General features: G+C 48.7%; 11 protein-coding genes. 1 reads left to right on the forward strand and 10 read right to left on the reverse strand.

Annotated features, from left to right (window positions below):
* On the forward strand, positions 1–1,026 hold a 1,026-nt coding region (locus tag ACP5D4_RS03010; protein ID WP_428010142.1), incomplete at its 5' end, for an O-antigen ligase family protein.
* Positions 1,027–1,376: 350 nt separating this feature from the next.
* Here the strand turns inward: ACP5D4_RS03010 and ACP5D4_RS03015 are convergent.
* The 10 genes from ACP5D4_RS03015 to ACP5D4_RS03060 all read right to left on the reverse strand — a co-directional run bounded on the left by ACP5D4_RS03015 (position 1,377) and on the right by ACP5D4_RS03060 (position 14,845).
* Entirely contained in the window at positions 1,377–3,794 is a 2,418-nt protein-coding gene (locus ACP5D4_RS03015) for a peroxidase family protein (protein WP_428010143.1), read from the reverse strand.
* Positions 3,791–5,176, reverse strand: a complete 1,386-nt coding sequence (locus ACP5D4_RS03020; protein ID WP_428010144.1) for a hypothetical protein — start codon at positions 5,174–5,176, stop codon at positions 3,791–3,793. Before ACP5D4_RS03020 ends, ACP5D4_RS03015 begins: the two co-directional genes overlap by 4 nt.
* A gap of 103 nt (positions 5,177–5,279) precedes the next feature.
* A complete protein-coding gene (locus ACP5D4_RS03025) occupies positions 5,280–5,714 on the reverse strand; it encodes a type II toxin-antitoxin system VapC family toxin (RefSeq protein ID WP_428010145.1) in 435 nt (144 codons plus the stop codon).
* A complete protein-coding gene (locus ACP5D4_RS03030; protein WP_428010146.1) occupies positions 5,686–5,916 on the reverse strand; it encodes an antitoxin AF2212-like protein in 231 nt (76 codons plus the stop codon). Before ACP5D4_RS03030 ends, ACP5D4_RS03025 begins: the two co-directional genes overlap by 29 nt.
* Before the next feature lie 92 nt (positions 5,917–6,008).
* Positions 6,009–6,278, reverse strand: a complete 270-nt coding sequence (locus ACP5D4_RS03035; RefSeq protein ID WP_428010147.1) for a hypothetical protein — start codon at positions 6,276–6,278, stop codon at positions 6,009–6,011.
* A 231-nt stretch (positions 6,279–6,509) separates the two neighbouring features.
* Positions 6,510–8,054, reverse strand: coding sequence for a glycosyltransferase family 39 protein (locus ACP5D4_RS03040; protein WP_428010148.1), 1,545 nt, complete (start codon positions 8,052–8,054; stop codon positions 6,510–6,512).
* Positions 8,041–9,573 carry a glycosyltransferase family 39 protein gene (locus ACP5D4_RS03045; RefSeq protein ID WP_428010149.1) on the reverse strand — a complete coding sequence of 511 codons (1,533 nt, stop codon included), beginning with the start codon at positions 9,571–9,573 and terminating at the stop codon, positions 8,041–8,043. Before ACP5D4_RS03045 ends, ACP5D4_RS03040 begins: the two co-directional genes overlap by 14 nt.
* 92 nt (positions 9,574–9,665) lie before the next feature.
* Positions 9,666–11,237: a glycosyltransferase family 39 protein gene (locus ACP5D4_RS03050; protein WP_428010150.1), complete on the reverse strand. Its 1,572-nt coding sequence runs from the start codon at positions 11,235–11,237 to the stop codon at positions 9,666–9,668.
* Positions 11,234–12,955: a hypothetical protein gene (locus ACP5D4_RS03055; RefSeq protein WP_428010151.1), complete on the reverse strand. Its 1,722-nt coding sequence runs from the start codon at positions 12,953–12,955 to the stop codon at positions 11,234–11,236. The genes ACP5D4_RS03050 and ACP5D4_RS03055 overlap by 4 nt, the downstream gene beginning before the upstream one ends.
* 15 nt (positions 12,956–12,970) lie before the next feature.
* Positions 12,971–14,845, reverse strand: coding sequence for a hypothetical protein (locus tag ACP5D4_RS03060; protein WP_428010152.1), 1,875 nt, complete (start codon positions 14,843–14,845; stop codon positions 12,971–12,973).
* Positions 14,846–14,884 lie beyond the last annotated feature (39 nt).

Below are 14,884 nucleotides of genomic sequence, written 5' to 3' on the forward strand. Positions count from 1 at the left end.
GATCGCTCTTTTTTCGGACAACCTGAAATGGGAGATGGTTGGCTGTACTGGTGTCTGATTGCAGCGTTCACCCTATCCAATAGCCTACTGCTGAAACAATCTCCTCAACTGATGCGATCGCAGGCGATCGGTTTACTCGTCGGTGGCGTTCTCCTCGCCATAGCAAGTCTTCCACAACTGGTGAACTGGAAAATCGACTATACTGCGACATCTGGACAACTTCTTCAAAGCCATATTCTCGCCAGTACGATTTTTCAAAATCACCAACCGATCGGATTCTATTCTCATCGCGGTCATGCTTCGGTGGTTCTGGCCATAAGTGCCACATTAGCACTTGCCTTATGGCAGCAACACGGGTTGAAACGCAGAGACTTCATTCTTGCGTTCAGTTTACTCGTCTTGGCGCTGCTTTTCAATGGAACTCGCATGGCAATTCTGGCACTTGTGGTATCTTTGGCTTATCACTTCGGACAAAAGTATTACAAACAACTTGCGATCGCCGTTTTACTTAGCTCGATCGTGGTGGGAATTCAAACAAGTAACAAACAAATTTCAGGACTCTCGATCGCCAAACAAATTACCTCCGATCGCATTTATTTGTGGGACATGACACTTCAAGGAATTCGAGAAAGACCTGGGTGGGGGTGGGGATTCGATGGCTTTGGCGTGGCATTTATTCACGTCAAAGAGACACCTGGACTGATAGAAATAGTAAGTATCGATGATTTTAAATTTACCTATCTCCACCGAGATGGCAGCTTTCGACAGGATTTGATTCGGTCGAGTAAGGGACATAATATCGTTTTAGATTCCCTCGTCTCTATTGGAATCATCGGAACGTCTATCTACTCGCTCTTATGGATATTTTATTCGATTAGTTTATACCGATCGCCCTATCGTCGATTGGCGATCGCTGTTATCGCCTACCTCATGTTTACACTGACTTGGTTTGAGTGCGCTCAGTACACACATTTAGTTTGGTGGATATTAAGTTGTGCCGATTGTCAAGATTTAGCAGCTAAATAATTCCCGAGGCTTTTTGGGTTTCTCAATATTATTTCATCGACATTTTCTTGATGCTGTTCGAGTCATCAGAAGATTATGATGAATTGCGATAAGACTCGCTCCTGATACGGAATCCGCACACCATAGCCCCTTTTAACGAGATTGCCCAAAATCGATTTAAGTCCTGGCGTACAGGGAATTTACGACGAGGACTGCAAAACAGGTTTTTCAAAACTGGATTCCGTATCACCCTCTCAGGGTCGAACTATCAAAAAATAAAGGGTAGCTTAGATGGAGCAAACGCGAAACCCAACAGAAGCTAAATTACCCCGATCGATTTACGATTTTGAGATGCACCCCTAAATTTGGATTCACACCACTCGAAAATCTGCTTCAGAAAGCGTCAAACCCGGTTGTAGGGTGGCGAACTGTCCGCCGAAATCGAAGCCGATGTCCGGACCGTCGGGATTGTAAAATAACGTGCCAGTGGTGCGATCGAACACGATCGCAGCCTCTGACCTATCTGCATTTTCTTCGACCGTTTCCACGGAAATCGTTCCGTCTGAATAAGGTAAAACAAAACTTTCCGCCGAAAGTGCGATCGCATCTTCACCGCTGACAAAATCCGTAATTTCATCGATTCCCAATTCCGAAAATCTCACCCCATCCCGTCCGAATTCAAACGTATCCGATCCCGCACCGCCGATGAGCGTATCGCTGTCGCCATCGCCGTTGAGACGGTCGTTTCCCTCACCTCCCGACAGGCGATCGAAGGCTTTTCCTCCCATCAATACGTCGTTTCCCAACTCGCCCTCGAGAACGTCGTTTCCCTGATTTCCGGCGATCGCATCGTCACCCGCCGCAGCGTACATCTCGTCATCGCCAGCCATTCCCAAAATCGAATCCGCTCCCACCCCGCCGTTCATGGCTTCAGGGTCGCTTTTTCCCACCTTCATTAAGAAAAAGGGATTGTCTTGAATCTCTTCAATGTCGGTGTTTCGTTGGAGAATATCGGAAAACGAGGTATCGCGAATCGCGGCGAGTTCTTCTGCTGTAAAAAATCCCCCTTCCTCCAAAGTTCGATCGAACCAAAAGCGATCGGCGTTGCGAATCCGCTCGAACTGTTCCCGAAAAATCGCCCCCTGCGTCGGACCGAAACTCGACCCCGGAACCGGATCTTCAATTAACAACCCAATCCAAGGATCGATATCCTCAACCGTACCGTAAACCGATTCTAAGGCTGCATGTAATTCCGGGTCGGAGGTAATTTCCGCGAAACTCGTCACCGGACGAATTCCCAATTCCGGGTACTGTTCAGCCAGCGTTCTCCGAAGTTGATTGTAATCCGCCACGCCACGATCGCGTCCCCGTTGCAGATTCGCCGACACCAAATCGAACCCCACCGCACCCAAGGGAATCGGAATCGCTCCAATAAAATTGGGGAGCGCGTTTCGCAAATCGTCAGCCACCCTCGTATCCACATCTTGAGATAACTTCGAGGTCAAACCGCGAAAAATCACATCTAAATCGCTCCCTTCCCTCACATCGGGAGCATCGAAATTGCGGAAAAAGCTGATATTTCCCCGAGAATCGACTTCGCCGTTTTCGTCGAGACGCCAAATCGTCGGACTGACGAGGGTATGACCGATGCGGAACGACGCCGTGACGAAAGCATTGCTAGTTTGAGGATTGAGGCTGTCGTCGTATCCGGTATAAGGACGAAGCGAATTGGGGTTATTTTCCCCCAGCAACGTCGGAAGCCACTGATTGAGAACGACATTTTGATATTGAGCGATATTGAGTTGTCTGGCTCGTTGAAACAGTTGTTCGTCCGTCCAATCCGGGTGAAGTTCTCCCAGTTCCGCCGCGAGGCGGTTGTGATTTCTCAGCCACAGAGTATGTTGCGCGGCGAGGCTGTTGTTTTCGCTGACTCGTTCGTCCCCAGCGGCGAATCCCACTCCTTCAAACGCTCCCGGTAGGGAAATCGGTTTTCCTTCCTGGGTGGGACTGGGACTGTTGACGGGAAGCAAATCCCCCGTTTCCGTGGGAGTCACCCGCAGTTGTCCCCCAGAAAACGATCGCAATTCCCGCGCAATTTCCACGTTCGACCCGTACACTGTGGAGAGGTCGAGCCATCCGGTAATCCGATTCACTCCCGTTCCGGGGATATCGTTCACCCCAGTTCCGGGAGCTAACGCATCTCGCTCGAAGGGAAACTGATTGTTGGGACGCGCACCGGGAGTATTTTCGCCGAAATCGGGATCGTCGAGGGGAATATCGATGGGGAAGGAGAGGTCGCGGTTGGAGTCGGTTTCCCCAAAGCCTTCGAGGGCTAAATCCAAATCGTGGTTGACGAACTGTCCGAAACTCCAGGTTAAATCCGTAGTGTAGCGACGGTTGGGGATACTCTCTCCATCTTGGTCGGCCAGGAGGTTGCTGATAACGCGGGGACTGGGGCGATCGGGGGGATCGAGTTCCAGAAACGGCGCGTTAATGGCAGGATCGGTATTGGGGACAACTGTACGACCCAGCGCAGTCAGGCGATCGACCTCTTCTTGAGTGTAGATGGGAATCGGCTGGCGGTTCCCCACCCCCGCAGGCGCCGCCTCGCCGTCTTCGTACTCCGGCGGAAACCGCCGTAAAAACGGCTGTCCCGAGGCGCCGTAAGCAATTCGTTCCGGCGTCAGGTTGTTACGAGTTCCGTCGTAAGTGCGAATTTCGAGGATTGGGTCGTCGGTGGTTCCGTCTGCGAAGGGGTCTCGTTGAAGTAAGGTCGTCTCGTCGCTCATGTATCCTCCGAAATACGCTGTTGGTTAAACAGACGACGCAACCGTTCGAGTGTTTCGGCGGGGGATTCTCCGGTATTTTGGCGGTGGCGTTCCCAGAATTTCTCCCACCAGTCTTCCGGTTCTTCGTGAGACCCCGGATAATCCGTCAGACGCTGGCTTCGGTCGTCCACGACGAGACTTCCCACGTAATCCGCATCAACGTAAATGCGGGTAATTTGTTCGTGAATGTCGGCGATGTCGGCTTCGGAGACGACACCGTTGTCGGTGGCTTTGTAAAACTGAACGGTGACGCGAATCGGGAAATCCGGGTCCCGCTGGATGGCGAGTCCGTCGATTTCCGTAAACGGTCCTTCGATTTCTCCATGTCCGATAACGGCGTCTTCTACGTTACTGGCTGCACCGTCCTCGTATTCAGCGGACATGGGAACCGCCATCAGTTGGCCGAACCCTCCGCGTATCCGCATTGGGTATTTTTGTTTCAGGGGAACTTGAATCACCATCACCATGTTTAACCCGGATTCTCCAGCGGCTTCGGTGGTGGATGTGTCGGAGGCGTCGCCGGGAGATTCGGCTTGAAAATCGCTCGATCGCTGGCCGGTGAGACTGGCTCGATCGCCGTTTTGGTTGAAAAACAGCCGTTGTCCCCAGGTTTGACCCGCTTCAAACGCATCGCGAGTGTTGTCGATGATGGTGACGCTGGTTCCTTCGCGGGTGGCGAGAATGGTGAGTACGGCGGGGTCGCCTTCGTAAGATTGGTAATTAAAGAGGACAGGGTTGAACTGCGCTTTGTCTCCTTGGGGAATGGGGAGAAAACAGGCTTGTGCGCTGACGAGAACGTGGCTGTCTCGTTCGGCGAGGAGGGAAGTCTTGTCGCCGTCCCAGGAATTGGGGTCGTGGAGGTAGTCTCGCAGGTTCTCGAGTACCTCGCGCAGGGGAACTCGGCGCAAGTCTTCCCCCTGTTCGTTTCCCACGAGAAGGGAGAAGCGATCGAGGGGAATGTCGGCGGTAAAGTCGCTAAAGTTAGGGTAGCGGATGACGGGCATCAGGTGCAGTTCGTATTCGTCGCTACGGGGGTTGTGCTGTTGAACCTGAATCGTCAAGTCGCTGATATTCGGTCCGACGGCGGAATTGGCGTAGCGTCCGGTATCTTCCCACATGACGTTGACGATATCGAGGCCGTATTCGCTGGCGATCGCTCGTGCGGCGTCGTCCCGTACCATTGAGGTGGTTCGATCGAGGACTTGGCGATAGCGATCGTAGTCGTTGAGGGTTTCGTCGGTGGTGTCGTTCATGGTGGAAGCGTCTGGGGATTCCGCCGCCAGAATCGGCGAGGTTAGGGTGAGGGAGGCTGCAAACAGCAGCGCAATGGAGAGGTTGCCCATAATTGGAGTGAAAAATAGAGGTGAATATATCCTCTTTTTGCTCCTAATTTAGCCTCGCTCCGGACGAAAGTATTCAATTTTTTATAATTTTTAATAGTTGTAATCAATCAAGCAATAACGCTTGAAAACCAGCTTGACGAAAATGAACGTCGGCTGTCAGAGCCGCCTGAATTTGATGGTCTTCCATCACTACAAACGAGATACAATCCACGAGTCCCCACTGTTTATCCAAACGTTGGCTATATAGTTTAAATGCTCTAAAATACAAAGCTTCAGACAAAGGAATAATGGTGACTTGTGAATCTTTTTCTAAGATTCTTAAAATTTGAATTGATTGAGAACGAAGGCGAAACCGCGATAAAGCATTACCAATCTCAAGCAAAATGCCTCTAGTCGTGACAACCTTAATTTTTTCGGATTTCAGTTGTCTAGACAATTGAACTGCTCGAGAATGATATTCATCAGAGAAGTTTGCCAAAGCAATAATATAGGAAGTATCTAAAAAAACTTCAGCCTTCCTCGTCACTTTCAAGTCCATACAAGTATTTGTCTAAGTTTTTTGCCCAATCTGAAGGCCCTTCTAAATTGAGAGATTCTACAACATCGAAAAAAGATACTTCTTGGGATTCAGGCATATTTACTGTCTCAATCTCAATTTCAACGATCGTATTCGGTTCGAGTTCAATGGGTTCCGAAGGACGAAACACTTCTCCATCAAAAACAGCTTTAATTTTACTCATAATACAAGATTTTTTGGGATTTTAACCAATTTTGGCGTTTGTCAATTTGCCAGTCACTCGATGCGTTACAGCGGAGCTTTTTCCTCACTTCCCTAGTTTACTCCAATTTCAAATGCCTCCCAGTCTGCTTTAGCGAATTCCGATTCTAATTGCGTCACTTCTTGGATATAGTCCGGATCTTTAGCCATTTCCGCCAATTCAGCATCAATTTCAGTTTGCCTTCTTGCTTCAAGTTCTCGACGCAGTGCCATTTCAACAAATTCATCTAGATTGCCGATTTTTCCAGAATTAATTGAAGTTTCTATTTTATGCAATATCTCAAGAGATATTGCAATGCTTTTTGAGACTTTACGTGATGTCATTTTCTTTTTTACCGCTACTTTGCCAAGAAGATCGAATTTGAATTAGATAAATTATAGTAAATTTTTTTGCGACGGAAAATTCTGCTAAAACTTTAGTGTTTAGAATCTGGTTTTTGTTGTTTTTTAGACATATTTAAAAATCGACTTTTTACCCGTTCGTATTTTTGCATTAAAATCCTCTGTACTCTCTGTGTCTCTGTGGTGATGTTACTCCCTACAAGTTTTATATTTTCAGCGAAGTACCTGCCATAATTTTAGCTCGTCTTTTCGATTTTCAACAAGCTCGAGTTGCGTGTTCGGTAAGGCTTGTACTTGCTGCTGTAAAACCGGAGAGGGATTGAATAAAAAGACAGAACGCTTGTCGGGAAAATCAGGAAGTCTCTCTTCTCGGAAAAGCTGAAATTGGGTTTCGGGTTTGACGCGATAACTGAAGGTGAGAACTTTGACGGGATCTTCTGTGGTAATTAACAGCGGATTGGGGGCTAAGTTAATCTTTTCAGCGGCGGGAATGTAGAATCTGGCTTTGTCGTCGCTTTTGTTCCAGGTGACTTCTTTTTGAAGGTCGATCGCTCCCATAATTGTCCCGACTGTCAGAAACAAGACAAAGACAACGCGCCAGGTTTTCTGTTGCCACAGTTTGACGGAATTAAACTTGGTTGAAAATAAATAGGCAACCGCGATTTGGATTCCCGTATAAGAGGCGAATAAGTAACGCAATCCCGCCGACCGCCGAGAACCCCAGATAATATCAGGTATCACTAAAAATATAGCATTAGTTGCCACAATTGTCAAGACCAAAAACCAAGTTTTTCGCGGATTTTCTCGGATTAAAATATAGAGGGCGTATAGAACAAACAGGACTAAAATAAAGTTGATATCCCCGAGATTGGCGTCGAAGAAGACGCGGTTGAGGTTGCGAAACCAACGATAGACTAAAAAGGAGAATTCTACACTCGACTCCCCTTCTTCAATGGCTTCGCTGGTTCGGGCGGTTTTGGTGACGATAATCCAAATCCAGGGGGAAAATAGCAAGCCGCCGAGAATGCTGGAAACGAGATAGGAAATTACGGTTTTGCTGCGGCGGATTCCTTCGGTTGCAAAGACGTAAATGGCGTGAGCGATCGCCACCAATGCAAAAAGCAAATGCGAGTACAAACCGAGGGCGATACTGAAAGCGTAAATCCCCCAGTTTTTTACGGTAGAACGGCGGAGCGATCGAACCAACATTCCACTAGAAAACAGCGTCACCAACACCCACAAACTATACTGTCTCGCTTCGTGGGCGTATAAAATATGTAACGGGGAAATTGCGACTAACGCCGTTGCAACCCAAGCCACCCGGGAATCGGCGAATATTTCTCGACACAGCCAAAACGCGCAGGGAATCGCCAGTAAGCTAAACACCGCCGAGAGACTCCGCGTCACCGCCACGGAATCGGAAAACCACTGCATCCAAAACTGCACCCAAAATCGCGATGACAGGTAATATAAGGGTGGATGTTCGGGATGGTGGGCGAGGGCGGAAAGGGTATCGGAAACGGTTCTGTTTTGCGGATAGTGATAGGCTTGCAGTTGGCTAAATTCGAGGATTTCTCCGGTGTAGCTGGTTTCGATAACTTCTTCTTCGGTATATCCCGAAATTCGCATGGAAGTCCGAACTTCGTCGCCCCAGTAAAATTTAAAGCCTAAGTTGGTGACGCGATAGAAAATCCCGAGAACGATGACGGCGATACACAGCAGTTTTAAGCTGAAGTTGAGAGATTTAGGGAGTTTCATCGTTGGCTGTAAAGTCGTACAACAAAGCGAAGGCACCGGGGGCGTCGTATCGATCGCGCTTTTGTCCTAAACTGTCAATGTAGCCTAAGACGCGATCGCGTTCTTCTTCTACATCGTCGATATGGGAAAAAATCAGCCAGACGCGAGGATTTCCCTGCAACGCATTTAAATCTTGGGTGTAACGTTCCCACTCTGGCGGCGAGACTTCTTTTCCATCTTCTAAGTCGTCAACGCCGACGATGTAATCGCCCTCTTCATAGCCGAATTTTTCGGCGTAATATTGAAACTGATATTCTCCTCGCTGGAAGATATAGAGAACGTCTCCCGGTTGCTGGTGTTCTTTCACGTAGGCGATGACGGGGCGAATTTCTTCTCGGGTGATAGGATTGACGAATAAGGCGGTAGTTTGGAAAAGGGGTTGGATAATCAGAAGGATGAAGAAAACTGTTCCGATGTGTTTGAATTCGATAAATTTGCGAGAGTCGGTATTTCGTAAGTAATGAAGCCCCTCGGCGATGAGGAGAATGATAAACGGCGTCAGAAACAGAAGTAAGCGATTGCGGAAGGGGTATTGACGCAGATACGCCGCGAGAATCGTCGCCAGGAGAGGCGAGGTGAGGAAAGCCAGGATGGAGGGGTTGCGGCGAAAGAGGGAAAATACGCCGATGAAGAAGAAAACGTTCGCGGCGATGATGTAGTAATTTTCGGAAAATCCCAAGGGATTCTCGAAGAGTTTCCACCATTTTTCGGCTAACCAGTTAATATCGGTAAGTTCTGAGGGAAATGCACTCCGCCATGATTCCATCAGGGTTTCGTTGTTACTCAACGATTGGATGGAGAGGAAGTAAAAGCCGAGAAAGCTGATTCCCCACACGGCGAAGACGGTAATGAGTTTGGGGAGTCGTTGAAAATCCCGGTTTCGCCACAGTTTGATGAGGGAAAATAGGGCGAAACCTCCTGCGACGAGAACGGCGGGATGGGAAAACCAGATGATAACCGCCCCGATAATGCTGTAGATTGCGGTGTTTTTGAAGTTTAAGTCTCGTTTGAGTAAATCCTGTGTCAGCCACGCCAGAATCAAGGCGACGGCGACATCGCTGGAATATTGTTTTAATTCGGTGGTGTAATACACCAAATATTCTAAAGTGGCGAAAAACGCCAACGCCATCGGAACGCCGTAGTGGTTTAAGCTGCGTTTGGCTAAGTCGTAAAATAGGAAAATTGAGGCGATTCCGCAGATAAAGGGAAATAGCCTCAAGGCGTATTCGTTATTTCCAAGTAGCTGTATTGCGAGTTTTTCTACCCAGAGAAATCCAATGGGGGCGCCTTGGTTGTAATCGAGAGGTTCGAGAAGTTCTAGATAGTTACGATCGACGATATTTAACGCCAATACTGATTCGTCCGCCCAGAGCGATCGATTGGCAATATACTGTACGAAACGAACGGCGATCGCATATATAATTATAATCCAAGATAGCGTCTTCGGCGACGTTATTTGAGATTTATTGATAAACAACATTTCCTCTAGCGTCTCCAATTTGAGATTGAATCAATTTTAGAATCCGAAAGCGATGGGCGGTTGGGTTTCGCCAACTCAACGGTTATCAATTCTCAATTATCAATAACAAACAGCCATCCTTGATACGCCCGTTCGATGGGAGCGTTATATCGCTGTGCGATCGCCCCTTTTAACGGTTCTGACGGGCGATACAAAAACACCGGAGAATAGCCATCGGGAATTTCGGGAACTTGGGAAGGTTTCAAAATCTGAATATCGACATCGGGGGGAAGTAAGTGACTCAACGAGAGCAATCTCCCCGGCTTTTCATCGCTAATCACCAACGGGCGATCGCTTTGAGCGATAATTTCAGCGATGGCGGGGTTGTAGCGGCTTTTGGCGTAACTTTTGTTCCACCAAACGGGAATCTGGGAACTCACCGCACAGGAAATAAATCCGCAGAAAAACAGGAATAAAATCGCGTATTTCCAGCGTCGGTGTTGGCGCACTCCCAGCCACAGCGTCGAAAGTTTCGTTCCGAAGAGATACGTCACCGCTAACTGAATTCCGATGACGCAAGGAACCACATAGCGAAGGTTGTTCGATCGTCGTCCCCCAACCAGGATATCAGGAACCAATAACGCCGTTCCCGTCACCCCCATTAACAGTACGACAAACAGCCAAGTTTTCGGGGGGGTCGATCGAACCAAAACCACGATAGAATAGAGAACCAGAAAAATTGCCAAGTACAGCAACGGATTGAGGGGGCTAGTTCCCTGATTTACATCGATAAAAATTCGACTGAGATTCAAACCCCAAATTAAATGCAGGTTATCCCGAGGCGACATGGTACTTTGAGTATTTTTGACGAAATACGATATATTTTGGACAACAACATAGAGCCAAGGCGAAAATAAAATAATTCCTAAAAGCGACGCCCAGCCGTAAGAAATTACGTTTTTAAGTTTTTTCCATCCTTGAGTCAACACCACGTACAACCCGTGAGAAACCGAAACGAACGCCGCAAAAGGATGAGCGTACAAATTCAAAGCCACGATAACGCCGTACAGCAACCACATCGGCGTCGCCACGCGATATTTCGATTCTCGAACCGCCCGTAACAAAACAACACTCGATAGTAAAATTGTTACTGTCCACAAACTATATTCTCTGGCTTCCTGAGCGTACAGTACGTGAAACGGAGAAATGGCGAAAATGGCGACCCCCAACCCGGACATTAACGGCTGGGAAAATAACTCGCAACAGAGCCAGTACATTAACGGAATCGCCAAAATTCCAAAAACGACCGAAAGACTGCGAATAGCAATTACAGAATTCCCGAAAACTTGCAGCCAAAACCGAGCCAGGATATAATATAAAGGAGAATGTTCGGGATGCCGAGCCAGGGCATCGATGGAATCCGATAAATCTCGGGTTTCGTTCGGATACTGATAGATGTTTCTCAGACGTTCGATACTCGTAATTTCTCCGTTCGCCGCTTCGCGAACGAACTCCGCCTGCGTGTATCCAGCGACGCGAAGGGAAGTCATGGTTTCGTCGTACCAATAGACTTTTCCATCGAGGTTGTAAATTCGGAAAAACACCCCGCAAATCACCACAAAGGCGATCGCTCGCTGTAGCCAAACCAAGGAAAACTTTCGATACGCCATACCGACGAAACTCACTGTGGTTCAGCTTTCACGATACAGGATTTCGCGACAACCGCTAAATTTTCGGTTGGATCTTCATTGTAAAAACCTCCGCAGGTTTCGAGGAATCCTTGTAACGCGGGGATTTCTCCGCTGAGAAGCCGTCGGCGAATCGCGTCGGTTTCCTGGGGATACGATCGACGCCATCGGGATTCGAGAAGATATTCCGGAGAAAAGGCGTCGGTATCGATGAGGAAAAAATCGATGTCGTGGGCTTCCACAAACTGCCTCAACTGATTCTCATCTGAGGTATAGTGAGCCTCGAGGAGATCGATCGCCCGTTGGCGAAGTAAGTGATAATAGCCTCGGTGGAAAGGAATCGCGTATTCGTAACCCACGAAGATCGATCGCTGGGCGAAAGTGGGGAGATTGTTGGCTTCCGGCGACAGAGACGCGATGAGAGTATCCTTCGGTTGCTGCTGGAAAAACTCGTAAAGTTGAGGATGGGAACCGACAATATAGTTGGTTTTCGGGTAATTTCCCAAAGAAAACGGATACGCCGCGAGATATCCGAAAATCGCCACAGTCACCGTCACGGCGACACCTCCTCTAAATCTCCGAGATGACGGTTTCGCCCAACGCCACAGACTCTCGAGAATCCAGACGATCGAAATTCCGGCGGCGATCGAGATCGCAATCCGCAAACTATGCTGCGTGTAGCGACTGGGGAGATGCAGGCGAAACGCCAGCAGGTGGGCGAGGAAGAACCACGTCAAACTCGAAATTACCAACGCCGACACTATATATATATGGTGTAAATGAGATTTTAAAGGCGATTTTAAAGGAGATCGCCCTCGCAGCCACAGCGGAAGCAGCAATCCCAAACAGAGTAACGGGGGATCGAGGGCGGGTTGTAATCCGGTTCGACTTCCACTCAGCCAAAACCGCCCCCAGTCTTTCGCGAAATAGGCGGTTCTCCCTCCCGGTTGGAATTCGGGGAGATGACGGGCTTCCACCAGAGAAAACGCCGAACCGAAATCGGAAGTTTTGAAGGCGTAGGGAAGCAGAATCGCCCCGCAGAGGGCGAGGGCGAGGAGATTTCCCGCTGGGGGGAATTTGAGTTGGAGGAAGTTTCGCGGAAACAGCAGCAACACCCCCGCCGCCACGAGTAGATATTGCGGGTAAAAATAGCCCACCCCCAACAGCGACAGCAGCATCCAGGGGGTTTTTCGCCGCATCAGAAAATAGAGAAACGCCAAAAACAGGGGGTTGAGAAACGCCCTCGCTGACGCCGAGGCGAGATCGTCTCGCATCCAGAGATTTTGAATCAACAAAACGCTGCTGAAAAACGCCGCTGAAGGAATCGGGAAAATTTCCAACGTCAGCCCAAAGGCGAACCCCGTCGCCAACAACGCCAGGGGAAAGGGAATCACCCTCGCCACGTCGAGAGGATCGATTCCCAGTTGGGCGAAGATCCAGTAAAACCCCTGATAGCCCAGGGGGGCGACGGATTGGAAATAATCGGCGATCGCATCGTCGGGAAACAGCCCCGAATCGAGAAACCGCCGCATCCAAAACAGATGTTGTCGCCCGTCGTCAGAAACCAGATACTCGTGAGACAGGGCTTGCGAGACGACTCGAAGGCTGTAAAAACTACTCGCCGCCAAACTCAGGGCGAACCAAAACCCGGTAACGAACCGGGGAATTTGGGAAATGGGGCGAATTAAGAAGGTTTGGAGATGTGCGATCGCCATTTTTCTCGCCATTCTCTAGGGGGCTGATAGGAGACAAGACGCCGATAATACCTGATGTTCGGGTGTCTCGAACACTTTACAGGCGGGAACCGAGGCGGCGAGGGCGGGGGGAACGCCACTTTCGAGACGGGCGATAAGTTGGGGATCTCGGATAAACTGGCGTCGCCAGCGACTTCCCCACTGGCGATCGCTGAGATAGTCGGGGGAAAAGGCGTTTCTGTCTAACAGCCAAAAGTCAATGTTATAGTCGCTAATGGTTTGTTTGACGGGTTCGAGGGTGGGGCTGTATTGTGCCTCGAAGACGGCAACGGCTCGATCGCGAAACTGTTGGTAATAGCCGTAATGGTAGGGAATGGCGTATTCATGTCCGACGAGGATCGATCGCTGGGCGAAAGTGGGGAGGTTGTCGGCTTCTTTAGCGGTAGACGCGATGAGAATGTCTTTCGGTTGTTGCTGGAAGAATTCGTAAAGTTGCGGGGCTTCGCCTTCGACGAGACTGTAGGTTTTTGGGAATCGATCGAGGAACACCGGAAAAACGACGATCGACAGAATTAAAAGTAACGCCAACCCCGCTTTCAACCGCCGTCGCTGGCGACAACGCCAAGCCGCATCGAGGAGTGTCGTCGCCGAAATTCCCGCCGCAAAAGACAGTAAAACAATCAGCGTATGTTCGCTGTAACGGCTGGGAAGATGTAATTTGAACAGTAGGGCGTGGGCGATAAAAAATAGGGCGATCGACGTAATCAGGATTTGAAAAAACAGCTTGGCGTTGGCGGTGAGCTGTTGCAATAAAGGAAAGCGATCGCGCCGATACCACAAAATCGGCAACAGCATTCCAACCCACAGCGTCAACGCCGTTTTTTGCGGCAAAAAACCGCTGCGATTTCTCAACAGCCAAAACTCAAAAGGATCGGAGTGAAAGAAATAAATCCGTCCGCCTTTAAGAAATTCGGGAAGTTGTTTCGCGAGTTCCGCATTGACGACAGGGGCGTATTCGTTGGTTTTTAAAGCATAACTTGCCAGCATCGCCACGATGACGGCAATATTCAATAAATGAAATATCGAAGCCCCATTTAATTTTCCAAATTTTTCTCGCCTTTTAGGATCTAAAATCCTGAAATTTCGAGGCGGCTTGCCGTTGTTTGGGTTCCCGTTATTTTCTAAGTTATTTTCTAAGTTATTTTCTAATTCAATCAAGCCCGATTTCTTAAAAAAAAGACTTTTAATAGAATCCGAAATATCTCGGAGTCGAACCCATCCCAATCCGTCTAAAATTAAAATTCCCAGTTCGATGAGTAAAAACTGCGGGTAAAACAGCCCCGTTAAAATTACAAAAACGATAGACATTATCGTATTTTTTTTGGTATAATAGAATAAAAATCCCAAAAAAATCGGATACAAAAAGGCTCGCGGCGTTCCCGAAATCAAATCGTCCTTACACCATAACGTCTGATTGAGAACGAGCGTCGATAAAAACCCCGCAAAGGGAATCGGAAAAACTTGTAAAAACACCCCATATCCGTAAGCGGTGAGAATTCCAGCCAGGAACACCGGAAGTATCTTATTAAACACAAACGGATCGAGTCCAAAACTGGCTGCAAAACGGTAGAGCGAAGCATATCCCACCGGAGAAACCGACTGAAAATAATCCGCGATCGCGTCGTTAGGAAACAAATCCCCATCGAGAAACCGCCGCATCCAAAACACATGCTGACGAGCATCATCTTGAACGATATAGTCTCCATCGAACGACGCCGGAAGCACGGCGATGGCGTAAACTAGCCCACAGACGACACTGGCAATTCCCCAAAATCGCTCGTTTGCGAAACTGCGCGAAATGAGGCTCGATTGCGAGCGTTTATCCTGCCTTGTAAAAAGAGATTGACGCACAGAGCTGCCCCACGTGGTACAACAGAAATTTGGAATTGT

The sequence above is a fragment of the Baaleninema sp. genome (assembly GCF_049974805.1).
Classification (GTDB): Bacteria; Cyanobacteriota; Cyanobacteriia; order Cyanobacteriales; family Geitlerinemataceae; genus Baaleninema.

Coding starts and splice junctions, on each gene's coding strand:
- ACP5D4_RS03015 (WP_428010143.1), bottom strand. CDS start 3,794: ATGAGCGACGAGACGACCTTACTTCAACGAGACCCCTTCGCAGACGGA.
- ACP5D4_RS03020 (WP_428010144.1), bottom strand. CDS start 5,176: ATGGGCAACCTCTCCATTGCGCTGCTGTTTGCAGCCTCCCTCACCCTA.
- ACP5D4_RS03025 (WP_428010145.1), bottom strand. CDS start 5,714: ATGGACTTGAAAGTGACGAGGAAGGCTGAAGTTTTTTTAGATACTTCC.
- ACP5D4_RS03030 (WP_428010146.1), bottom strand. CDS start 5,916: ATGAGTAAAATTAAAGCTGTTTTTGATGGAGAAGTGTTTCGTCCTTCG.
- ACP5D4_RS03035 (WP_428010147.1), bottom strand. CDS start 6,278: ATGACATCACGTAAAGTCTCAAAAAGCATTGCAATATCTCTTGAGATA.
- ACP5D4_RS03040 (WP_428010148.1), bottom strand. CDS start 8,054: ATGAAACTCCCTAAATCTCTCAACTTCAGCTTAAAACTGCTGTGTATC.
- ACP5D4_RS03045 (WP_428010149.1), bottom strand. CDS start 9,573: ATGTTGTTTATCAATAAATCTCAAATAACGTCGCCGAAGACGCTATCT.
- ACP5D4_RS03055 (WP_428010151.1), bottom strand. CDS start 12,955: ATGGCGATCGCACATCTCCAAACCTTCTTAATTCGCCCCATTTCCCAA.